This is a genomic window from Pseudomonas sp. LBUM1653 (assembly GCF_059716115.1).
Map to the genome: position 1 here is coordinate 3751192 of NZ_CP166803.1, position 21326 is coordinate 3772517.

Annotated in this window: 20 protein-coding genes and 1 pseudogene; 15 read left to right on the forward strand and 6 right to left on the reverse strand. The window is 58.9% G+C overall.

Annotated elements, in window-relative coordinates; translation table 11 throughout:
- Positions 1-125: 125 nt before the first annotated feature.
- The 10 genes from ACA054_RS16785 to ACA054_RS16830 all read left to right on the forward strand — a co-directional run bounded on the left by ACA054_RS16785 (position 126) and on the right by ACA054_RS16830 (position 12284).
- Positions 126-1427, forward strand: a complete 1302-nt coding sequence (locus ACA054_RS16785; RefSeq protein ID WP_497685246.1) for a glycosyltransferase — start codon at positions 126-128, stop codon at positions 1425-1427.
- 153 nt (positions 1428-1580) lie between these two features.
- Complete coding sequence (locus ACA054_RS16790) at positions 1581-2483, forward strand: phosphatidylinositol-specific phospholipase C domain-containing protein (RefSeq protein WP_497685247.1); 903 nt, start codon at positions 1581-1583, stop codon at positions 2481-2483.
- Positions 2484-2594: 111 nt separating this feature from the next.
- Entirely contained in the window at positions 2595-3500 is a 906-nt protein-coding gene (locus ACA054_RS16795; protein ID WP_497685248.1) for an AraC family transcriptional regulator, read from the forward strand.
- Positions 3501-3821: 321 nt separating this feature from the next.
- The gene (locus ACA054_RS16800) at positions 3822-5132 is read left to right on the forward strand and encodes an ABC transporter substrate-binding protein (protein ID WP_497685249.1); all 1311 of its coding nucleotides are present in this window, start codon (positions 3822-3824) and stop codon (positions 5130-5132) included.
- 178 nt (positions 5133-5310) lie between these two features.
- Positions 5311-6210 carry a carbohydrate ABC transporter permease gene (locus ACA054_RS16805; RefSeq protein ID WP_497690322.1) on the forward strand — a complete coding sequence of 300 codons (900 nt, stop codon included), beginning with the start codon at positions 5311-5313 and terminating at the stop codon, positions 6208-6210.
- 10 nt (positions 6211-6220) lie between these two features.
- Entirely contained in the window at positions 6221-7051 is an 831-nt protein-coding gene (locus ACA054_RS16810; RefSeq protein WP_497685250.1) for a carbohydrate ABC transporter permease, read from the forward strand.
- A 28-nt stretch (positions 7052-7079) separates the two neighbouring features.
- Positions 7080-8183 carry an ABC transporter ATP-binding protein gene (locus ACA054_RS16815; protein ID WP_497685251.1) on the forward strand — a complete coding sequence of 368 codons (1104 nt, stop codon included), beginning with the start codon at positions 7080-7082 and terminating at the stop codon, positions 8181-8183.
- Between the two features lie 15 nt (positions 8184-8198).
- Positions 8199-9671 carry a mannitol dehydrogenase family protein gene (locus tag ACA054_RS16820; protein ID WP_497685252.1) on the forward strand — a complete coding sequence of 491 codons (1473 nt, stop codon included), beginning with the start codon at positions 8199-8201 and terminating at the stop codon, positions 9669-9671.
- Positions 9672-9829: 158 nt separating this feature from the next.
- Positions 9830-11326, forward strand: a complete 1497-nt coding sequence (xylB, locus tag ACA054_RS16825; protein ID WP_497685253.1) for a xylulokinase — start codon at positions 9830-9832, stop codon at positions 11324-11326.
- A 13-nt stretch (positions 11327-11339) separates the two neighbouring features.
- The gene (locus tag ACA054_RS16830; protein WP_497685254.1) at positions 11340-12284 is read left to right on the forward strand and encodes a carbohydrate kinase family protein; all 945 of its coding nucleotides are present in this window, start codon (positions 11340-11342) and stop codon (positions 12282-12284) included.
- Between the two features lie 121 nt (positions 12285-12405).
- Here ACA054_RS16830 and ACA054_RS16835 read toward each other — a convergent pair whose 3' ends face one another.
- A complete protein-coding gene (locus tag ACA054_RS16835; protein WP_497685255.1) occupies positions 12406-13707 on the reverse strand; it encodes an OprD family porin in 1302 nt (433 codons plus the stop codon).
- A 345-nt stretch (positions 13708-14052) separates the two neighbouring features.
- Between ACA054_RS16835 and ACA054_RS16840 the strand changes: the two genes are divergently transcribed.
- Both ACA054_RS16840 and ACA054_RS16845 read left to right on the forward strand, forming a co-directional pair.
- Positions 14053-14325 (forward strand): DUF2790 domain-containing protein, encoded by a 273-nt coding sequence (locus ACA054_RS16840; RefSeq protein WP_497685256.1) that lies wholly within the window; start codon positions 14053-14055, stop codon positions 14323-14325.
- Between the two features lie 187 nt (positions 14326-14512).
- Positions 14513-14701, forward strand: a complete 189-nt coding sequence (locus tag ACA054_RS16845; RefSeq protein WP_497690404.1) for a hypothetical protein — start codon at positions 14513-14515, stop codon at positions 14699-14701.
- A gap of 21 nt (positions 14702-14722) precedes the next feature.
- Here ACA054_RS16845 and ACA054_RS16850 read toward each other — a convergent pair whose 3' ends face one another.
- On the reverse strand, positions 14723-14995 hold the full coding sequence (locus ACA054_RS16850; RefSeq protein ID WP_497685257.1) for a DUF1652 domain-containing protein: 273 nt from the start codon (positions 14993-14995) through the stop codon (positions 14723-14725).
- A 304-nt stretch (positions 14996-15299) separates the two neighbouring features.
- Here ACA054_RS16850 and eco point away from each other — a divergent pair, with 304 nt between their 5' ends.
- Complete coding sequence (gene eco, locus ACA054_RS16855) at positions 15300-15782, forward strand: serine protease inhibitor ecotin (RefSeq protein ID WP_497685258.1); 483 nt, start codon at positions 15300-15302, stop codon at positions 15780-15782.
- Between the two features lie 62 nt (positions 15783-15844).
- Here the strand turns inward: eco and ilvA are convergent.
- Positions 15845-16840: pseudogene (ilvA, locus tag ACA054_RS16860) on the reverse strand (threonine ammonia-lyase, biosynthetic); the annotation flags it as partial.
- A gap of 247 nt (positions 16841-17087) precedes the next feature.
- Here ilvA and ACA054_RS16865 point away from each other — a divergent pair.
- A complete protein-coding gene (locus ACA054_RS16865) occupies positions 17088-17423 on the forward strand; it encodes a DUF2834 domain-containing protein (RefSeq protein WP_497685259.1) in 336 nt (111 codons plus the stop codon).
- Positions 17424-17477: 54 nt separating this feature from the next.
- On the opposite strand, the gene ACA054_RS16870 is transcribed toward ACA054_RS16865, so the two are convergent.
- Both ACA054_RS16870 and ACA054_RS16875 read right to left on the reverse strand, forming a co-directional pair.
- Positions 17478-18629: a PQQ-dependent sugar dehydrogenase gene (locus ACA054_RS16870; protein ID WP_497685260.1), complete on the reverse strand. Its 1152-nt coding sequence runs from the start codon at positions 18627-18629 to the stop codon at positions 17478-17480.
- 50 nt (positions 18630-18679) lie between these two features.
- A complete protein-coding gene (locus tag ACA054_RS16875) occupies positions 18680-19024 on the reverse strand; it encodes a hypothetical protein (protein WP_497685261.1) in 345 nt (114 codons plus the stop codon).
- A gap of 193 nt (positions 19025-19217) precedes the next feature.
- On the opposite strand from ACA054_RS16875, the gene ku reads away from it, so the two are divergent.
- A complete protein-coding gene (gene ku, locus ACA054_RS16880; protein ID WP_497685262.1) occupies positions 19218-20078 on the forward strand; it encodes a non-homologous end joining protein Ku in 861 nt (286 codons plus the stop codon).
- Between the two features lie 146 nt (positions 20079-20224).
- Here ku and lpxO read toward each other — a convergent pair whose 3' ends face one another.
- Positions 20225-21124 (reverse strand): lipid A hydroxylase LpxO, encoded by a 900-nt coding sequence (gene lpxO, locus ACA054_RS16885; protein ID WP_497685263.1) that lies wholly within the window; start codon positions 21122-21124, stop codon positions 20225-20227.
- Positions 21125-21326: the final 202 nt, after the last annotated feature.

The following is a 21326-nucleotide window of genomic DNA, read 5'->3' on the forward strand; positions in this document are numbered from 1 at the left end:
GACTCACTGCTTGCTGGTGCACATTGCATAGCGAAGGCGATGCCGGGCGCGAGACGACTATCCACTATGGTTTAATAGCGCCCTTTTTTACCCCTTTCCAGTGCCCGCTCCAAGGAATTCCGTTCATGAATCAGCCCCGCGCAACCAAAGTCCTGGTCATTGGTTACGTCTGGCCCGAGCCCCGCTCTTCTGCGGCCGGTGGGTATGTGATGCAACTGCTCGGTGCTTTCTTGCAGCAGGGCTGGGACGTCACCTTCAGCAGCCCCGCCGGGGCTGGTGAGCACCAGGAAGACCTGACGGTGCTGGGCATTCGTGAAGTACCGATCGAGCTGAACAACAGCAGTTTCGATACGTTCATCAGCGAACTGGCCCCGGATATCGTGCTGTTCGAACAATTCATGATGGAAGAGCAGTTCGGCTGGCGGGTTGAAAAGCACTGCCCGAATGCCTTGCGCGTGCTCGGGACCCAGGATTTGCAAAGCCTGCGCCACGCCCGCCATCAACGGCTCAAGGATCGTTTGAAGGCCAGTGACGACGACAATGACTTCAACGAGCTGTTCGCGCCGGCGTTGCGTGAGGAGTTTGAGTTCATGGCCGATACCGATCTGGCCAAGCGGGAAATCGCCGCGATCTATCGCTGCGACTTGAACCTGATGATCTCCGAAGTGGAGATCGAGTTGCTGGTCGAGCACTTCAAGCTGCCGCGCAGCCTGCTGCATTGGTGCCCGTTGATGGTGGATTTGCCCCCCCATGCGCTGACGCCGTTCGAAGACCGGGCGCACTTTCTGCACATCGGCAATTTTCGCCATGCCCCAAACTGGGATGCGGTGCTCTGGTTGAAAAGCACTATCTGGCCAATGATTCGCCAGCAATTACCCACGGCTCAACTGCACATTTACGGCGCCTATACACCGCCCAAGGCGACCGCGCTGCATAACGCGGCACAGGGGTTTCATGTGATGAATTGGGCGCAGGACGCCTTGCAAGTGATGTCAGCTGCACGAGTGTGCATGGCACCGTTGCGCTTTGGCGCGGGCATCAAAGGCAAAATTGTCGATGCAATGCTCTGTGGCACGCCCAATGTCACCACGCCCGTCGGCGCAGAAGCCATGCACGCACACGAACCATGGCCGGGAGCGATCACCCGCACAGCCAGGTCCTTTGCCGATTGCGCCGTGCAGCTCTATCAGGACAAGGCGCAATGGCTCGATGCCCAGGCAATGGGCCTGGACCTGCTGGCGAGTCGTTATCAACCACAGGTTCATGGTCCGGCACTGATTGCACGACTCGAGCATTGCCGCCAGCACCTGACTTCGATCAGAAGAGACAACTTTACCGGCAGTATGCTGCGTCATCATCAACACAAAAGTACCCAATACATGGCTCAATGGATTGAAGCCAAGAATCGTCATACAGCAGTTAGCTGACAGGACAATCGATAACTGCAGCAAAAGACATTTTTTGCATCAAGCCTTAGTTGGTTGAAATCCTGAACGTGGTTATAAGTAGCGGGGAAGTTGTTCAGATCCGTTTGAACGATTTAATCTACTGCTATTTATTACTCCAAGCAAGGATGCAATATGAAGGGCATAACCAATAACGATCTTCGCTACTTCGATGGCGACCCTGATGACATCACGCTCAGCAACTGGATGAGCCACACGCCTTTGATTGATTCCCGCCCCCTTGCCGCCCTGATACTTCCGGGTGCCCACAATGCCGGCGTGGACAAGAAAGCCTCTTATATAGCACCCGGAATCAGTCATTGGGCAGCGTGTCAAAACAACAGCTTTTATTATCAACTGTCTCAGGGTGCGCGGGCACTGGATGTCCGGCTGGAGTATGAAATTGCCGGCAATGGCGTCGGCACGTTCTGGTGCCTGCACAACTTTATCCGGTCCTCTCGATCCCTGGAAAACCTGATCACCGCGGTCATCCGCTTTCTTCAGGAAAACCCCGACGAATTCATTGTTCTCGACTTTCACCAGTTGGAGTGGGGTGACAAGGGGTTTGACTACCGGGAGTTCAACAGGATGATAGTGACCCATTTGGGCGACCTGATCATCCCTTCACGCAACGCTGACCTGCCCCTCGGACAACTCAAGCAGGCCAGTCATGCGCAGCGGGTCCTCGTGGCCGCCGAGCGCCACCCGCACCTCGACTCGAATTACTTCTGCCGATCAATCGCCCATAAATGGAGTGGCATCGATACCACGAGTATCGCCGAGCTGGATGCTCATATCACCGAGGTCATGAAGCACCCACCCCAGGGTTTGATGCCATGGTCTCTTTCCGCGACCAGTTATCATATTGCGGCAGGTCCGGTGAACATCAGTGAAACCCTCGATCAATGGTTTGACCCTGCGAACAACGACTGGATATATAAGTGCAGCATTATCAACGTGGACTTTTTCGAAACGTCGAGACTGGTAAAGCATTGCCGAATCGCCAACGTCATCAAGGCTGATTCCAGTGCGAACTGATGCCAGACGAGAACTGTCGGCAGAAGATCAAGGACCAGCACGTAACACGCTGGCCTATTCGCCCGTGAAAGAGGCATGATCGACGTGCGATAACAATAAAAGCGTCCCGACATGAGCCGATCCACCCGCGTTACCGATCCTTCCTATGAGCTGATGGACGACCATAACGGGTTGTCCATCATCTATCGCCAGCACGGATTCCCCTGCCCCCTGGTGCGCTGGCATTTTCACAAGGAATACGAGCTGCACCTGATCGTCGCCAGTTCAGGCAAGGTGTTCATTGGCGACTACATCGGCAATTTCTATCCGCAAAGCCTGTTTCTCACTGGCCCCAACCTGCCCCACAACTGGATCAGCCAGGTGGCCGAAGATGAAGTGGTGCCCAAGCGCGACATGCTGGTCAACTTCACGGACGAGCTGTTCGACAGCGGCTATCAGGTATTTGCCGAGCTCAAGAGCCTGGCGCCGCTGTTGGAACGAGCGCAGTACGGCATCGAGTTTCGCTGCAAGCACACGATCGGCAAGGCCATGGACCTGATGCAGCGCATCGCCGACACCCAAGGCGTGACCCGCCTCGGGCATTTTTTCATTCTGCTGGAGTTGCTGGCGGCCTCCGATGATTACCAGTTGCTGTCCGGCGCAACGACGCCGCAACTGGCCGACGAGCACAACATCGATCGCACCAACCGCGCAGTGGATTACATCTTCGCCCACTATGCCCGCGAGTTGCCGCTGGAGGAGGTCGCCGAGCATCTGGGTATGAAGCCGACCTACTTCAGCCGCGTGTTCAAGCAGGCCACCGGGCGCTGCTTCATCGAGTTCGTCAATCGCCTGCGCATCAGCAAGTCCTGCGAGCTACTGGCGGATGGCGACAAACCGGTCACGGATGTGTGCTTCGAGTCAGGCTTCAACAATATCTCCAACTTCAACCGGCGTTTTCAGCAGCTCAAGGGCATGACGCCTTCGCATTACCGGCGGTTGGTGGTGCAGCGGTTGACCGAGCAAAACCTGGGTTAACCCCAACCCCCTTCTGTAGGAGCAAAGCTTGCTCGCGATGGCGCCCGCAAGATCGCCATCGCGGGCAAGCCATGCTCCTACAAGACCGGTGAGCCGCTAAAAAACCTGTACGTATTCGATACCGCTCTCTCGCTGAAAAGCCCTTCTCTACGTTCATCACTCCAAAGTCAAGTGCAAAATAGTATCAATCCAAGTGCGATGGATGATTTGTCTCGCCCTCAATTGAAGGCTGTAATCAGCGCACATTCTTCCAGCCGTCGGAAGACACAAAAACAATAACTGTCCTTCTGTGGCCCACCGGGTGCAGAAAAGGAGTGCACGATGCAACCTTCTGTAAAAGCTTTGCTTGCCCTCACCTGCATGACCCTCAGCAGCGTCAGTCTTGGCGCCCAGACCCTGACGATTGCCACCGTCAACAACAGCGACATGATTCGCATGCAAAAGCTCTCGAAAACCTTCGAGACCGAGCATCCGGACATCAAGCTCAACTGGGTGGTGCTTGAAGAAAACGTCCTGCGTCAGCGCCTGACCACTGACATCGCCACGCAAGGTGGACAGTTCGACGTGCTGACCATCGGCATGTACGAAGCAGCACTGTGGGGCGCCAAGGGCTGGCTGGAGCCGATGAAGGACTTGCCGGCCAGCTACGCCCTCGACGATGTCTTCCCCTCGGTGCGTGAAGGCCTGTCAGTCAAGGGGTCGCTGTATGCCTTGCCCTTCTACGCCGAAAGCTCCATCACCTATTACCGTACCGACCTGTTCAAGGACGCCGGCCTGAGCATGCCCGAGCGCCCGACCTGGACCCAGATCGCCGAATTCGCCAGCAAACTCACCAACAAGGATAAAGAACAGTACGGTATCTGCCTGCGCGGCAAGGCTGGCTGGGGCGAGAACATGGCGCTGGTCACCACCGTGGCCAACGCCTATGGCGCACGCTGGTTCGATGAGCAGTGGAGACCGGAATTCAACGGCCCCGAATGGAAAAACGCGTTGAACTTCTACGTCGACACCATGAAAAAATCCGGCCCACCGGGGGCGTCGAGCAACGGCTTCAACGAAAACCTGGCGCTGTTCAACAGCGGCAAATGCGCGATCTGGGTCGATGCCAGCGTCGCCGGCTCGTTCGTCACCGACAAGACCCAGAGCAAGGTCAGCGATCACGTCGGTTTCACCTACGCGCCCCATGAGGTCACCGATAAAGGCTCGGCCTGGTTGTATTCCTGGGCCCTGGCGATCCCCACCAGCTCCAAGGCCAAGGAGGCGGCGAAGACCTTCAGCGCCTGGGCGACCTCCAGGGAATACGGTGCATTGGTCGCGGAAAAATACGGCATTGCCAACGTGCCGCCAGGCACCCGGGCCTCGACTTACAGCGAGGCTTACATGAGCGCTGCGCCGTTTGCCAAAGTCACGCTGGAATCGCTCAAGGCGGCGGACCCGAGCAAGCCGACGCTCAAACCGGTGCCCTATATCGGCATTCAGCTGGTGACCATCCCGGAGTTCCAGGGCATTGGCACCCAGGTTGGCAAATCGTTTTCGGCGGCGCTGATTGGCCAGACCACGGTCGACCAGGCACTGGCTGCGGCCCAGTCAACCATCGAACGCGAGATGAAGCGCGCGGGGTATCCCCAGTAACCCGAACCCTGCTCTCGCCTTCTGTGGGAGCGAGCCTGCTCGCGAAGAGGTCGGTACAACCGGCGCATTTTCGTGACTGAAACATCGCTTTCGCGAGCAGGCTCGCTCCCACAGTTGATCTTCATTGTCTGTACACAATCGGTTTAACGCCATGAATACATCAACTGCCAAAGCTCACATGGACATTGTCCAACCGCAGCGCAAAAGCCGCGCGACCAATCCCGGCTGGTTCCTGGTCAGCCCCTCGGTGGCGCTGCTACTGCTGTGGATGATCGTGCCTCTGGGCATGACCCTCTACTTTTCGCTGATTCGCTACAACCTGCTTAATCCGGGTGAAAACGAATTCGTCGGGCTGGAAAACTTCAACTACTTCCTGACCGACTCCGGTTTCATGCCCGGCGCTACCAATACCCTGTTGCTGGTGGGCAGTGTACTGCTGATCAGCGTGGTGCTCGGCGTATTGATCAGCGCCCTGTTGGAGGCCAGTGAGTTTCTCGGGCGCGGCATCGTGCGAGTGCTGCTGATCTCGCCGTTCTTCATCATGCCCACCGTCGGCGCGCTGATCTGGAAGAACCTGATTTTCCATCCGGTGTCGGGGATTCTCGCCTACGTCTGGAAACTGTTCGGCGCGCAACCGGTGGATTGGCTGGCGCACTATCCGCTTCTGTCGATCATCATCATTGTCTCGTGGCAATGGCTGCCCTTCGCGATCCTGATCCTGATGACGGCGATGCAGTCGCTGGACCAGGAGCAGAAGGAAGCCGCTCGCCTCGATGGCGCCGGGCCGATCGCCATCTTCTGGCACCTGACCCTGCCGCACCTGGCGCGACCGATTGCGGTGGTGGTGATGATCGAAACCATCTTCCTGCTCTCGGTGTTCGCCGAAATCTTCACCACCACCAACGGCGGCCCCGGCTACGCCTCGACCAACCTCGCTTACCTGATCTACAACCAGGCGCTGGTGCAGTTCGATGTCGGCATGGCGTCGGCGGGCGGCTTGATTGCGGTGGTGATCGCCAACATCGCGGCCATCGTGCTGGTGCGGATGATCGGCAAAAACCTGACTGACAAAGCCTGAGGCGCGCACCATGACCCTTCAACAACCCCGTCGTCTGCAAAGCCTGCTGCTGGGCACCCTGGCCTGGGCCATCGCGATCCTGATCTTCTTCCCGATCTTCTGGATGGTGCTGACCAGTTTCAAAACCGAGATCGATGCCTTCGCCGCACCGCCGCAGTTCATCTTCACCCCGACACTGGAAAATTACCTGCACATCAACGAGCGCAGCGACTACTTCAGTTTCGCCTGGAACTCGGTGGTGATTTCGTTCAGCGCCACGGCCCTGTGCCTGCTGATCGCGGTGCCGGCAGCCTACTCCATGGCGTTCTACGAAACCCAGCGCACCAAAGGCACGCTGCTGTGGATGCTCTCCACCAAGATGCTGCCGCCGGTGGGCGTACTGATGCCGATCTACCTGCTGGCCAAGAGCTTTGGCCTGCTCGACACGCGGATCGCGCTGATCGTGATCTACACCCTGATCAACCTGCCGATCGTGGTCTGGATGATTTACACCTACTTCAAGGACATCCCCAAGGACATCCTCGAAGCCGCCCGCCTCGATGGCGCAACGTTGACGCAGGAAATGCTCCGGGTGCTGCTGCCGATCGCCAAGGGTGGCCTGGCCTCGACCGTGCTGCTGTCGCTGATCCTGTGCTGGAACGAGGCCTTCTGGTCGCTGAACCTGACCTCATCGAAAGCCGCGCCACTGACCGCGTTGATCGCCTCGTACTCAAGTCCCGAAGGGTTGTTCTGGGCCAAGTTGTCGGCGGTCTCGACCCTGGCCTGTGCACCGATCCTGATCTTCGGCTGGATCAGTCAGAAACAACTGGTGCGCGGGCTGTCGTTCGGCGCCGTGAAATAAAAAAAACAACAATTGGAGGCCCATCATCATGGCCAACCTGAAAATCAAGAATCTGCAAAAAGGCTTCGAAGGTTTTTCCATCATCAAGGGCATCGACCTGGAAGTGAACGACAAGGAATTCGTAGTATTTGTCGGCCCGTCGGGTTGCGGCAAATCCACCCTGCTGCGCCTGATCGCGGGGCTGGAAGAAGTCAGCGGCGGCACCATCGAACTCGACGGCCGCGACATCACCGAAGTCAGCCCGGCCAAGCGCGACCTGGCGATGGTGTTCCAGACCTACGCCCTGTACCCGCACATGAGCGTGCGCAAGAACATGTCGTTTGCCCTCGATCTGGCCGGTGTGCCGAAAGCCGAGGTCGAGAAAAAAGTCGGTGAAGCGGCGCGCATCCTTGAGCTGGGTCCGATGCTCGAACGCAAGCCCAAACAGCTGTCCGGTGGCCAGCGGCAACGCGTAGCGATCGGCCGGGCGATCGTGCGCAATCCGAAAATTTTCCTGTTCGACGAAGCACTGTCCAACCTCGACGCCGCGCTGCGGGTGCAGATGCGTCTTGAACTGCTGCGCCTGCACAAAGACCTGCAAGCCACCATGATCTACGTGACCCACGATCAGGTCGAAGCGATGACCATGGCCGATAAAGTCGTCGTGCTCAATGGCGGCAAAATCGAACAGGTCGGCTCGCCGCTGGACCTCTATCACCAACCGGCCAACCTGTTTGTCGCGGGCTTTCTCGGCACGCCGAAAATGGGTTTCCTCAAGGGCCAGGTCAGCCGGGTCGACGGTCAGGGCTGCGAAGTGCAACTGGACGCCGGCACCCGCATCAGCCTGCCGCTCGGCGGCATCAACCTGAGGGTCGGCAGCGCAGTCACCTTAGGCATTCGCCCGGAACATCTGGAACTGGCCACACCCGGCGACTGCACGCTGCAAGTCACCGCCGACGTGAGCGAACGCCTGGGCAGCGATACCTTCTGCCACGTGCGCACAGCAAACGGCGAAGCCTTGACCATGCGTGTTCGCGGCGACCTGGCCAGCCGCTACGGCGAGACCTTGAGCCTGCACCTGGACGCCAGCCACTGCCATTTATTCGATGCCGACGGCGTGGCAATGACCCGCCCGTTGCGCGTCGCTGCCTGATTCAGAGAGCCTGTGATGAAACTCGATAAACACAACCTGCAGCGCCTCTCACCCAAGGTGGTCCTGCCCGCCTACGCCCTGAGCGACATTCGACAAGGCATCGCGCACATTGGCGTCGGTGGTTTCCACCGCGCCCACCAGGCGTATTACACCGACGCGTTGATGAACAAGGGTGAAGGCCTGGACTGGGCCATCTGCGGCGTCGGCTTGCGCGGCGAAGATCGCCGCGCCCGGGATGATCTGCAACAACAGGACTACCTGTTCACCCTGTTCGAACTCGGCGATACCGACGACACCGAGGTGCGGGTCATCGGTGCCATTCGCGACATGCTGCTGGCCGATGATGACGCCCAGGCGCTGATCGACAAACTCGCCAGCCCCGAGATCCGTATCGTTTCACTGACGATCACCGAGGGTGGCTACTGCATCGACGACAGCAACGGCGAGTTCATGGCTCACTTGCCGCAGATCCAGCACGACCTGGCGAACCCGCACGCACCGAAAACCGTGTTCGGTTTCCTCTGCGCCGCACTGGCCAAACGCCGCGCGGCAGGCACGCCGGCATTCACCTTGATGTCCTGCGATAACCTGCCGCACAACGGGGCGGTCACCCGCACGGCCCTGCTGGCCTTCGCCGCCCTGCGTGATGCCGAGCTGCGGGACTGGATCGAGCGCAACGTGAGCTTCCCCAACGCCATGGTCGACCGCATCACGCCGATGACCAGCACCCAACACCGCCTGCAACTGGCCGACCAGCACGGGGTCGAGGATGCCTGGCCGGTGGTCTGCGAACCGTTCGTGCAGTGGGTGCTGGAGGACAAGTTCGTCAACGGCCGCCCGGCCTGGGAAAAGGTCGGCGTGCAGTTCACCGATGACGTCACACCATACGAAGAGATGAAGATCAAACTGCTCAACGGCAGTCACCTGGCCCTGACCTACCTGGGGTTCCTCAAGGGTTACCGCTTCGTCCACGAGACCATGAACGACCCGCTGTTCGTGCGCTTCATGCGAGCTTACATGGACCTGGATGTGACGCCGCAGCTGTCGCCGGTGCCGGGGATCGACCTGAGCGAATACAAAAACACCCTGGTGGCACGCTTCTCCAACCGGGCTATTGCCGATCAGCTGGAGCGCGTGTGCTCGGACGGATCGTCGAAGTTTCCGAAATTCACCGTGCCGACTATCAACCGCCTGATTGCCGATGGCCGGGAAACCAAACGGGCGGCGCTGGTGGTGGCGGCGTGGGCCTTGTATTTGAAGGGTGTGGATGAGAATGGCGAGACTTATGCCATTGCGGACCCGAGGGCGGCGTTCTGTCAGGCGCTGGTGGCGGATGATGCGTTGATTACCCAGCGGTTGCTGGCGGTTGAGGAGATTTTTGGGGTGGCGATTGCCCGCTCAGCGGAGTTTGTCGTGGCGTTTGAGTGGTGTTGCAACAGTTTGCGGGAGGTTGGGGTGACGCGCACGCTGGAGCGGATTCTGGCGTGATGTCGGTGGTGTAGCGACTGCCGTCTTCGCGAGCAGGCTCGCTCCCACATTGGATCGTTGTGAAGTACATAATTTGTGTCCGCTGAAGATCTCCTGTGGGAGCGAGCCTGCTCGCGAATGGACTCACCGAAATCGATCTGACACACCAAGGATGTTACATGGCAAACCAACAACTCTACCTCGGCATCGACTGCGGCACCCAAGGCACCAAAGCCATCGTCCTCGATGCGGCTAGCGGCAAGGTCCTCGGTCAAGGCGCCGCCGCGCACACGCTGATCAGCGCCGCCAACGGTCGCCGTGAGCAAGACACCGCGCAGTGGCTGGACGCATTCACCCTCGCTACTCGCCGTGCATTGCTGGCGGCGGATGTCGATGGCCAGGACATCCTCGGCATCGGCGTTTCCGGCCAGCAACATGGCCTGGTGCTGCTCGACGACCAAGGCCAGGTCCTGCGCCCGGCCAAGCTCTGGTGCGACACCGAAACCACCGCGCAGAACGATCGACTGCTCAAGCATCTGGGCGGCGAAAAAGACTCGCTGGAACGCCTCGGCGTGGTGATTGCTCCGGGCTACACGGTTTCAAAACTGCTTTGGACCCAAGAACAGCACCCCGATGTGTTTGCGCGCATCGCACACATCCTGCTGCCCCACGATTATCTGAATTTCTGGCTCACCGGTCGCAGCTGTAGCGAGTACGGCGATGCCTCGGGCACGGGTTACTTCAACGTACGCACCCGCCAATGGGATTTGCAGCTGCTGCGCGACATCGACCCCAGCGGACGTCTGCAAGCCGCATTGCCCGAACTGATCGATGCCCATCAAGCCGTCGGCACCGTGCTGCCGGGCATCGCCGAACACCTGGGCATCAATCCGCATGCGCTGGTATCCAGCGGCGGCGGCGACAACATGATGGGTGCCATCGGCACCGGCAACATCAAACCGGGCGCGATCACCATGAGCCTTGGCTCATCCGGCACGGTGTACGCCTACGCCGAGCAACCGAAAGTCAGCGCGGACGCAGCCGTCGCTACGTTCTGTTCATCCAGCGGCGGTTGGTTGCCGTTGATTTGCACCATGAACCTGACCAACGCCACGGGGCTGATCCGAGAATTGTTCAATCTGGATATCGAGTGTTTCAATGCGCGCGTTGCCCAGGCCCCCATCGGCGCCGAAGGGGTGAGCATACTGCCGTTCCTCAACGGTGAACGCGTCCCTGCCCTGCCCCACGCCACCGGTAGCGTGCTGGGACTGACCATGACCAACCTGACCCAGGCCAATCTATGCCGCGCCGTGGTCGAAGGTACGACCTTCGGTTTGCGTTACGGACTGGACCTGCTGCGCCACAATGGCTTACAAAGCCTGCGCATCTGCCTGATCGGTGGTGGCGCCAAGAGCGCGGTGTGGCGGCAGATCGTCGCCGACACCATGAACATGAAAGTCGTCTGCCCCGAGCAAAGCGAAGCCGCCGCCCTTGGCGCGGCGATTCAGGCGGCGTGGTGCACGTCGCGGGCAAACGGGCATGAGGACAGCCTGGCGGATCTGTGCGAGCGATGCGTGAAGCTCGACCCGGCCAGTGAAACCCTGCCGATTGCAGAAAACGTGGCGGCCTCGCAGTTGGCCTACGAACGCTATCGACAACATGTCGCAACCCTATAAAGAGCGAACAACTATGTATCTGGTGTGTGGCGAAGCGCTGTTCGATTTCTTCAGTGAAAACGACGTCAGCGGCCTGGCTTCAAAAGTGAATTACAAGGCCATCGCCGGTGGCTCGCCGTTCAACGTCGCCGTGGGCCTGCGCCGTCTGGGCGTGGAGGCTGCATTGTTGGCCGGGTTGTCCACCGACTACCTCGGCCGGCGCTTGCTCCAGGTGTTGGAGGAGGAAGGCGTACGGACGGACTATCTGGTGGATTTTGCCGCACCGACCACCCTGGCGATGGTCGCGGTCGGGGCCAATGGCTCGCCGCACTACAGCTTCCGCGGTGAAGGCTGCGCGGATCGACAACTCAAACCCGAGCATCTTCCGGCGTTGGGGCCGCAAGTGCGCGGCCTGCACATCGGTTCGTTTTCGCTGGTGGTGCAGCCGATTGCCGACACGCTGCTGGAGCTGGTGCTTCGGGAAAGCGGCAAACGCCTGATCAGCCTTGATCCGAACGTGCGGCTAAATCCCCAGCCGAACATCGAGCTATGGCGTTCGCGGGTAGCCACTCTGGTCGAGCATGCCGATCTGATCAAGGTCAGCGATGAGGATCTGAGCCTGCTGTACCCCGAGCAGGACCCGGCGCGGGTGATCGAGGGCTGGCTGCAACACCGCTGTCAGCTGGTGTTCCTGACCCGTGGTGGCGAAGGTGCGACGGTGTTCAGTCGGGTCCACGGTTCGTGGTCGGTGCCGGCCTGCGCGGTGGACATCGCCGATACCGTGGGCGCCGGCGATACCTTCCAGGCTGCGTTGATTGCCTGGCTGACCGAACAGCGGCTGGATTCGGTCGAGGGGGTACGGCAACTGAGTCGCGAGCAGATTGATGGGATGGTGAGGTTTGCGGTGCAGGCGGCGGCGCTGACGTGCAGCAAGACCGGGCCGGACTTGCCATATCGGCATCAGATAGAGTTGCGCTGAATTTGATGGCCTTATCGCGAGCAGGCTCGCTCCCACAAGGTCCCCGGTCGTTCACGGAATTTGTGTACGACGCCGGACCAATGTGGGAGCGAGCCTGCTCGCGATGGCAATCTTTCAGGCGCTACAGGATCGAAAAGTTGTAGCTGACGATCAGCCGCGTCTCATCCACATCCCGGGCATATTGCTCGTAGTTGGTGCGGTAGGTCGCATTGCGCAGCCGCAGGCTGACATCCTTGAACGTCCCGCCCTGCACCACATACTTGAGCTCGCTGTCGCGTTCCCACTCTTTGCCTTGCTGATCGCTGCCCGGCACCTTGATGTGATCACCGTTCACATAGCGGGTCAGGAACGTCAGGCCGTTGATGCCAATGGCCTTGAAGTCGTAGTCGTAACGCAGCTGCCACGAGCGTTCCTGCGCCGCGGCGAAGTCGTTGACCTGCACGTAGTTGACCAGATACGGATTGGTACCATCCAGGTACGGCATCGAGTTGTCGCCGTTCATGCGCTGCCAGCCAGCGCTGAACGTATGGCCGCTGATGGTGTAAGCGAGCATTGTGCTCAGGGCGCGGTTGTCGATGGTCCCGGCGCGGGCAGCGCCGCTGTCGGCACTCTTGAGCAAGCGCAGATCGGCCTTGAGCACGCCGCCACCCAGCGGTTGGTTGGCCAGCAAGCCGAGGAAGTGCTGACGGTAGATATCTTCAAGTTCCGCGTAGTGATACTGACCGGTGAGCCGTTCGTTGATCTTGTAATCGAAGCCGTACATGTCGAAATGATCGGCAGTGATGTAGCAGGCATAGCGCTTGTTCTTGCAGTGCACGCGGATGTCCTGGGAATCGGTGGAATCCCGGGCGGTGTACTTGTCCAGGCGCGCGGCCATGAAACTCAGATCCTGCACCTCTCTGGAGGTGAGCATCGCGCCATTGAACAGGGTCGGCAGCAAGCGACCGTCGTTGTACTTGAGCAGCGGCACATCCGGCAGCAGAGCGCCGTACTTCAGCACGCTTTGCGAGACGCGCACCTTGGCGGTCAGGCCGAGCTTGGTGTATTCATCCGCCGAACCACGCGGGTCACTGCCGCTGGACGGCAGCAAGCCGCTGTTGCTGCTGTCAGGGCTGGAATCGAGCTTGAACCCCGCCATGCCCAGTGCATCGACACCGAATCCTAGCGTGCCCTCGGTGTACCCCGATTGCAGGTTGAGAATGAAGCCCTGGGCCGTTTCTTCGCGTTTGGACGCGCCCTGGTCCGTGGAGGTGTGCCCGTCACGAAAGTCGCGGTTGAAATACACCGTCCGTGATTCGATTTTCGCTGTGGTGTCATCGATGAAACCGCTCGCTTGAGCCGGCCCGGTAAAACCGGCGCACAGGACTAAAGCGCCGAAGCCGAGTGACTGGCGCGCGAAGATCAACGTAAATGGGGGACGCATTAAAAAGCTCCAACAATGCAGCGTTTGCGCCAGGACGCAATCAGCCAGAAATAGCCTTCATCCGGTACCGTAAAGGACCGGTCTGAAGTGAACACGCGGGGTGAGCGGCAATGATGGCAGAGGGTTTTTTCTCAATGCAGACGACTTTAGTCTGAAAAATGATCGTAGTTTGTCCGCCGAACGGTAGTGGCTTAACGACAGGTGGCGTTCAGCCGGGTTAACCAATACTTAATCGCGCAGTCCAACACTCTACTGGACCGCACGCCCTCAGAGCTCTCTGACGCCCAGTGCGGCAGGTTCGACGACACGTCGAGCTAACTTGCATCTGCACTGGAGATTGCCCCCATGAACTCGCGCGCCCTGCTCGTTTCAATCGCCCTTGTCTGTGCTTCATCGACCGGCGTTGCCCAGGCTAATGAAACCACCTCTACGCAAAACGTGCCTTCCTATCACTACGGCATGCCGTTGCACGTGGGTAAGGTGATTGCGCTGAGCGAACCCACCACCCTGGATTGCGAGGTTATTACGGCGACGATGAAGTACATCGATTCACAATCGGGCCAACCTGCAGAACTCGCCTACCGAAAACTTTCTGACGCTTGCAGTTATCAGAACTGACGGAAACGTCTGAAATAACGCCTTGCGGTATTCGTGGGGAATCCTGTGGTGAGGGGATTTAACGAAACGTCGCACCGCCCCGTCCGGCTGCGAAGCAGTCGTTAATCCGAACCACTCAGTCAGGTCAGTCTGAATGGACGCAGGGGGTCACTTCGCGACCCAACGGGGATAAATCCCCTCGCCACAAATGTGTGGCCCGCGCCTGACCAATGGCTTTGTGGTGGGCTGCTGGGGGTTGGCGATACTGGGTTTCGGCGAATGGCTCAATGGCCATACCGGTCTGGGCATTCTGCTGGCTGTTGGTGTTGAACTGGCGCTGGGCCTGGCGTTTTTCCAGACCCGGCGCGCATCGGCGGAACTTGAAACTACAGCTTGAACTACTGCTAAAAACAATGGCTTAAAGTGCTTTACGCATCCCCTGGCTATGCCCGGGTTCTGTGTAGTGATTCTGAAGATCGGAACGCAGAACGGCTATCAATTCGTTGATTTCCCGACAACCATTGAGTTGCTGGGCGTTGATTCCGGTTTTCAATAGATCGAGTTGATCGGTTGCATCATCGGCAAACACTTTCACGGTCATCGACAAGTCCGGCGACAGCGTGCATTGACAGCGTTTCGGCAGAAAACTGCTTTCGATAATATTGCGTAGTTCCAAGGCAGAAAGAAACATGGCGACCCTCTCCGTTGTGAGACTGCCAATTAACAATCGATGCTGACTCAAATGGAATCCCGGTCAGCTTAAGAACAGGTACAGCATAAAACATGCCCTGAATTTCGCTATGCAGCTCATCGGTAAATCAAGGGCTTATTGTAAGTGCTCGTAAAAACAACCATGCAAATTGCAAAAAAGGCCTCTTACGGCCCCTGCAAATTGCAATCTCAGGCGAAGGATTTGCATTGACCGGCGACGCCGTCGAGAATGGCGGCCATCAGATCCAGTATCCGCTCACCCCACACATACGCAAGGAGGCATCATGGGTTTATCGACCATCAGCACCACCGTCGGGCTGATCGCTGTCACGCTGTCGGGCATTGTCCACGGGGCAAAACTCGAAGAAGTTGCGCCCTTCCCGAAAGCGCAAAGTGGTTTCACCCGCCAGGTCATCCACCTCGCCCCGCAAACTCGTGAAGACGACTTCCAGGTGGAGATCCTTGCCGGCAAGACCCTGGCAGTCGACTGTAATCGCCAACGCCTGGGCGGCATTCTCGAAGAGAAAAACCTCGAAGGTTGGGGCTATCCGTACTACCGGCTGGAAAAAGTCATCGGTCCGATGAGCACGCTGATGGCCTGCCCGGATGGCAAGACCCAACAGGATTTCGTGCCGGTGGTCGGTGACGGCTTCATGCTGCGCTACAACAGCAAACTGCCGATCGTGCTTTACGTGCCCAAGGACGTCGAGGTTCGCTACCGGGTCTGGTCAGCCTCGAGCAAGGTCGATAAAGCCATCGCAGAGTAACCCTGAAGCGGACCTGATAGCCTCCGCTTGCCGGCCTGACATCTTCAAGCCAGCGTGTCGCATAACGCGGCGCGTTCGGCTACATGGCGCAAACTGTCGAAATTGATATTGGCTCCCGAATCGATAGCCACGAACGTCTGGCCACGGGCAGTGTTTTTCGCCACGTACTTCTTGATTCCAGCCACCGCCAACGCACCGGAAGGTTCTGCGATCGAGCGGGTATCGTCATAGATATTCTTGATTGCGGCGCAGAGTTCGTCATTGCTGACGGTCAGCACTTCATCGACGCAAAAACGGCATACCTCGAAACCATGGGCACCGATCTGTGCGACCGCCACACCATCGGCGAAGGTCCCGACATGGGGCAGAACAACGCGCTTATCCGCCTGTAATGCCGCCTGCAGGCAAGCGGAATGTTCCGACTCGACACCGATGATGCGTACCTCTGGACGAAGGTATTTGACGTACGCCGCGATGCCGGCGATCAAACCGCCACCGCCCACCGGTACAAAAATCGCATCCAATGGACCTTGGTGCTGGCGCAGGATCTCCATGGCCACGGTGCCCTGCCCCGCAATCACATCCGGATCGTCAAAGGGCGAAACAAAGGTCTTCCCGGTTTTTTCGGCCAGATCCAGCGCATAGGCCAGGGCAAACGGAAAACTCTCGCCGTGCAACAACGCATCCGCGCCACGGCTGCGCACCCCGTGCACCTTCAGTTCCGGTGTGGTGGCGGGCATCACGATCGTCGCGTCGATCCCCAGTTCACGCGCCGCCAACGCCACCCCTTGGGCGTGATTGCCTGCCGAAGCCGTCACAACACCCCGCGCCTTTTGCTCGGGGCTCAGTTGTACCAGCTTGTTGTAGGCACCACGGATCTTGAAAGAAAAGGTCGGTTGCAAGTCTTCGCGCTTAAGCAGGATGTGATTGCCCAAGGCTACGGACAGCGCCGGGGCTGGTTGCAGGGGTGTGCGCACCGCCAGCTCATAGACCGGTGCGGCAAGGATTTTTTTGACGTAAAGCTCAAGCAGGGCTTGTTGGGCGGGCACGCTGGTCATGATCGTCTCCTGACATTGATCAGAGCCCAGAGACAGAAAATGAAAACCCGCCTCTAGGGCGGGTTGGGTGCTGCAGTCGTGAGCTAGCCCGCCAAGTGAGGAATGGCGGTAATAATGCTTGGCTGGCAGCGCAATACGGTGGTAGTCATGTCCGGAAAGTAGCCGGGCGCTGCTGGCAAGTCAATGGCCAATGTTCACTCATCGCGGTAGTCTGGCCGACCTGCTCATTGTCCCAAGGAAGGAAACCATGAAGTCAATCGCCCTGCCCCTTATTGCCCTGATCGCCTTCGCCGGCTACACCGTTTCGGTGATGCTCCAGGCCGAACAGTCGCTGATCGATTTTGGCATCAGCCTGATGTCCCGCCCGGATACCGCGCAGGTGGTGATCGACCTTTACCTGCTGGCAACGCTGGCGGGTGTGTGGATGTATCAGGATGCGCGTAAACGCGGGCAGTCGGCGTGGTCGGTGGTGCCGTATCTGTTGATAACGGCGGTTTTTGTATCGAATGGGCCATTGTTGTATCTGGTAGTGCGGGGAATTCAAGATCGCAAGAGATCTGTCGCTACGGCTCAACAGATCTGATCCGGCCCCATTCAGACTCGATCGTTCCCACTCGCGGGAACGATCGGGTGAGCGTTATTTCAGCCCTATCTTGTACAACGCCCCATCCTCTTCGTCGGTCAACACATACAAATACCCATCCGGTCCCTGCCGCACATCGCGGATACGCTTGTCGAGTTCGCCCAGCAAGCGTTCTTCGTGAACCACCTTGTCGCCCTCGAACTGCAGGCGAATCAGCTCCCGGGTGACCAGCGCGCCGATAAACGCGTTGTGTTGCCAGGCTTTGAAGCGGTCGCCGTCGTAGAATGCCAGGCCGCTCAGACCGGGAGATTTTTCCCAGACATGATGCGGCCCGAGGGTACCTTCGGCGGTTTTGCCTTTGGCTTCCGGGATTGGCTGACCCGAGTAATTGATGCCGTGGGTGGCCTGCGGCCAACCGTAATTCTTGCCGCGCTCGATGATGTTGACCTCATCGCCACCCAGAGGACCGTGCTCGTTTTCCCAGAGCGTGCCGGTCCAGGGGTTGAGCGCCGCGCCTTGCGGGTTGCGAACGCCGTAGGCCCATATCTCCGGGCGCACACCGGCCTGCCCGACAAAGGGGTTGTCGTCGGGCACCTTGCCGTCCGGATAGATCCTTACGACCTTGCCTTGCAACTTGTCGAGGTCCTGGGCGGTCGGCCGGTCGTTGTTTTCCCCCAAGGTAACGAACAGATAGCCGTCCCGGTCAAACACCAGCCGCGATCCAAAATGGTTGCCCACCGAGAGCTTGGGCTCCTGACGGAAAATCACCCGGAAATCCTTCAGCGTTGTCAGGTCTTCGGACAGCCGTCCGCGGCCGACCGCGGTACCCGCCTTGTCACCCTGGCCGCCACCTTCGGCATAGGACAGGTAGATCATCCGGTCCTGCTTGAAATCGGGTGACAGCGCCACATCCAGCAAGCCGCCCTGTCCCTTGGACCAGACCTTGGGCACGCCGTTGAGCGGCGCCGACAATTTGCCCGCGGCCGTTACCACACGCAGGTTGCCCGCACGTTCGGTGACCAGCATCCCCTGACGGTCCGGCAGAAAGGCCAACGCCCAAGGGTGCTCAAGTCCGGTTGCGATCGGAGTGACCTCAAGGGTGCCCTGCTCGCTTTGCATGTCCTGGGTAGTTGCTGCCCAAACAGGCGCGCTGACGGCTAACAAGGTGCTGGCGCAAAAAGTGGCCAGGAGGGTTTTACGCAACATGCACGATTCCTTTTGTCATGAAGATGGCGACAGAACTGTTGTCCTACCGTTCAAGGGCTGCGGGGAGGTGGATTGGGGATGAACTTCGGCGGACTGGCGGGGGCCGAGGGATTCTGGGGATAGCGATTGCCAATGCCGCCGTTATCGAGCGTCGGGGGTCGTGGTACCGGCACGGTGTTCGGTCCACGGATAGCCGGGGCACTGGGCTGAGTGCCTTGCATGCTGTTTGGATTGGCCCGGCGGATCGGGCTGTTGTAGGGATTGTTATTCGTGCCGCCCGGCAGGTTTTGCGCCACGGTCAACGGTGCGCCAGACGCAACGACGTCGGCCTGGGCCAGATGACCGAGTACGCCGCTCAATGCCAGCACGATAAGGCCAGGTACGTATCGGTTCATGGGGAAGCCTCGCGACGTGTGCGTGAATACAGTCTTCGATAGCACGCTACGCCTGGGGTTCGGATTTGTTAACCCAAACCTTCCCGGCAAGATGTAACACGAAGTTGATGCGCTGCCGGTACCTGCCTGCAGACCGCTGAAACTTTTGCGCAACGCTCAGGGTCACCTGAACATCACTTTCGGGAAGACGATCATGGCACGGGCAATCTGGAAAGGCGCGATCAGTTTCGGACTGGTGCATATCCCTGTGGCGCTGGTTTCGGCAACGTCCTCCCAAGGGGTGGATTTCGACTGGCTCGACAGTCGCAGCATGGACCCGGTGGGCTATAAGCGCGTCAATAAAGTCACCGGCAAGGAAGTCACCAAAGAGCACATCGTCAAAGGCGTGCAGTACGAAAAAGGCCGCTACGTGGTGCTCAGCGAAGAGGAGATTCGCTCGGCGCATCCCTTGTCGACCCAGACCATCGATATTTTCGCCTTTGTCGACGCCGAGCAGATCCCGTTGCAGAACATCGACACGCCCTACTACCTGGCACCGGATAAACGCGGTGGTAAGGTCTATGCCCTATTGCGCGAAACCCTGACCAAAACCAACAAAGTCGCGCTGGCCCGCGTGGTGCTCCATACCCGTCAATACCTGGCGGCCTTGATGCCGCTGGAATCGGCCATGGTCCTGGTGAAACTGCGCTGGCCGGCGGAAGTGCGCGGCCTGGACGAGTTGGCGTTAGGACCTGACGTAACCAAGGCCGAGTTGGCCAAGGGCGAACTGGACATGGCCAAGCGCCTGGTGCAAGACATGAGTGTCGAGTGGTCGCCGGACGATTATCGGGACGAATTCGAAGACAAGATCATGGCCTTGGTGGATAAGAAAGCCCATGAAGGGAAGATTGAGGATGTGGAAACGGCCACTGGCGAAGAGGAGCGCAAGACGGCGGATGTCATTGATTTGACCGAGTTGCTCAAGCGCAGCCTGGGGGGCAAGGGGGCGAGCAAGGAGACTGCCAAGCCCAAGTCGACTACCAAACCGGCTGCCAGGAAAAAAGTCAGCAAATGATGAGTTGGATGTTCCGGCCACTTCGCCTGTAGGAGCCAGCGGTGCGGCGATCCGACTTGTCGGCGAACAGGGCGCCGCGGTGTATCTGTCTAACCGCGTCATCGTTTTTCGCCGGCAAGCCTGGCTCCTACAAGGCGAAGGCGTGTTCAGACCAGAACGAAGATCGCCAGCAACCCACCAAAGAATGCCCACTTTTGCAGGTAATAAAGCTTGCGATTACGCTTCTTCAACGCTTTGGCGCGCAGGCGAATCTTGTAGATCTTGCCGAACAACCGGTTGATGCCCCCGGTCTTGTCGCCCGCCTCGTTAGGCGCACCGGCAGCCGACATCACGTTGCGGCTGAACCAGCCATTGAACGCGGCCGCCCAGCGGTATTTCATCGGGCGCTCGACATCGCAGAACAGAATGATGCGGTTCTGCTCAGTGGTGTTTTCCGCGTAATGAATGAACGTCTCGTCGAACATCACCGCTTCACCGTCGCGCCAGTGATAGTTCTCGCCATCGACGTTGATGTAGCAACCGGCATCATTGGGCGTTTCCAGGCCCAGGTGATACCGGTAGGAACCGGCATACGGATCGCGATGGCGAACCAGTTTCGAACCCGGCGGCAATTCGGCGAACATCGCCGCCTTGATCGAGCCGATGCTCTGCACCAGTTCGGTGGTGCGCGGGCAGAGTTTTATGGCCGATGGGTGGCTGTCGCCGTACCACTTGAGGTAGAAACGCTTCCAGCCGGTCTTGAAGAAGGAGTTGAAGCCGACGTCATCGAAATCGTTGGAGCGCTTGATCTCCCCCGTCTTCAGCAGCTGCTGGCCTTCGGCGCGAATTTCTTGCCAATGCGTCTGCAGCGGTGTCAGGTCGGGAAAATCCGCCGGGTTGAGAAACGGTTTGTTGGGGATTTTCGAGAACAGATAAAGGAAGCAATTGATCGGCGCCAGGAACGTCGAGTGGTCGCTCAGTTGGCGACCCAACTTGTGGCGCACCCGACCGCGCAGGTGGACATACGCGATGGATACAACGTAGACAGCGGCAATGATGAGTTTCACGGAAATCGTCACACGTCAGAGGTGAACAAACTGCGCTCCCTGGCAACCAATGGCCTGTGAAGCTTGCGCAGCGTCTGAAAACCAGACAGCGGGCCCGGCGGCCCGTCCTTGAGCCGATGCCGACGTTCGGCATCGAGTGAAAGATGGCATTTTAGCCATCGTCTGTAACCAATTGTTAGCTTTCAGATGTGAAAATCTGTCC

Excerpts from the sequence above, each read along its gene's own strand:
- ACA054_RS16790 (WP_497685247.1), top strand. The coding sequence starts at position 1,581 with ATGAAGGGCATAACCAATAACGATCTTCGCTACTTCGATGGCGACCCT.
- ACA054_RS16785 (WP_497685246.1), top strand. The coding sequence starts at position 126 with ATGAATCAGCCCCGCGCAACCAAAGTCCTGGTCATTGGTTACGTCTGG.
- ku (WP_497685262.1), top strand. The coding sequence starts at position 19,218 with ATGGCACGGGCAATCTGGAAAGGCGCGATCAGTTTCGGACTGGTGCAT.
- ACA054_RS16800 (WP_497685249.1), top strand. The coding sequence starts at position 3,822 with ATGCAACCTTCTGTAAAAGCTTTGCTTGCCCTCACCTGCATGACCCTC.
- ACA054_RS16845 (WP_497690404.1), top strand. The coding sequence starts at position 14,513 with ATGTGTGGCCCGCGCCTGACCAATGGCTTTGTGGTGGGCTGCTGGGGG.
- ACA054_RS16820 (WP_497685252.1), top strand. The coding sequence starts at position 8,199 with ATGAAACTCGATAAACACAACCTGCAGCGCCTCTCACCCAAGGTGGTC.
- eco (WP_497685258.1), top strand. The coding sequence starts at position 15,300 with ATGGGTTTATCGACCATCAGCACCACCGTCGGGCTGATCGCTGTCACG.
- ACA054_RS16875 (WP_497685261.1), bottom strand. The coding sequence starts at position 19,024 with ATGAACCGATACGTACCTGGCCTTATCGTGCTGGCATTGAGCGGCGTA.
- ACA054_RS16815 (WP_497685251.1), top strand. The coding sequence starts at position 7,080 with ATGGCCAACCTGAAAATCAAGAATCTGCAAAAAGGCTTCGAAGGTTTT.
- xylB (WP_497685253.1), top strand. The coding sequence starts at position 9,830 with ATGGCAAACCAACAACTCTACCTCGGCATCGACTGCGGCACCCAAGGC.
- ACA054_RS16840 (WP_497685256.1), top strand. The coding sequence starts at position 14,053 with ATGAACTCGCGCGCCCTGCTCGTTTCAATCGCCCTTGTCTGTGCTTCA.
- ACA054_RS16795 (WP_497685248.1), top strand. The coding sequence starts at position 2,595 with ATGAGCCGATCCACCCGCGTTACCGATCCTTCCTATGAGCTGATGGAC.
- ACA054_RS16870 (WP_497685260.1), bottom strand. The coding sequence starts at position 18,629 with ATGTTGCGTAAAACCCTCCTGGCCACTTTTTGCGCCAGCACCTTGTTA.
- ACA054_RS16835 (WP_497685255.1), bottom strand. The coding sequence starts at position 13,707 with ATGCGTCCCCCATTTACGTTGATCTTCGCGCGCCAGTCACTCGGCTTC.
- ACA054_RS16805 (WP_497690322.1), top strand. The coding sequence starts at position 5,311 with ATGGACATTGTCCAACCGCAGCGCAAAAGCCGCGCGACCAATCCCGGC.
- ACA054_RS16850 (WP_497685257.1), bottom strand. The coding sequence starts at position 14,995 with ATGTTTCTTTCTGCCTTGGAACTACGCAATATTATCGAAAGCAGTTTT.
- ACA054_RS16865 (WP_497685259.1), top strand. The coding sequence starts at position 17,088 with ATGAAGTCAATCGCCCTGCCCCTTATTGCCCTGATCGCCTTCGCCGGC.
- ACA054_RS16830 (WP_497685254.1), top strand. The coding sequence starts at position 11,340 with ATGTATCTGGTGTGTGGCGAAGCGCTGTTCGATTTCTTCAGTGAAAAC.
- ACA054_RS16810 (WP_497685250.1), top strand. The coding sequence starts at position 6,221 with ATGACCCTTCAACAACCCCGTCGTCTGCAAAGCCTGCTGCTGGGCACC.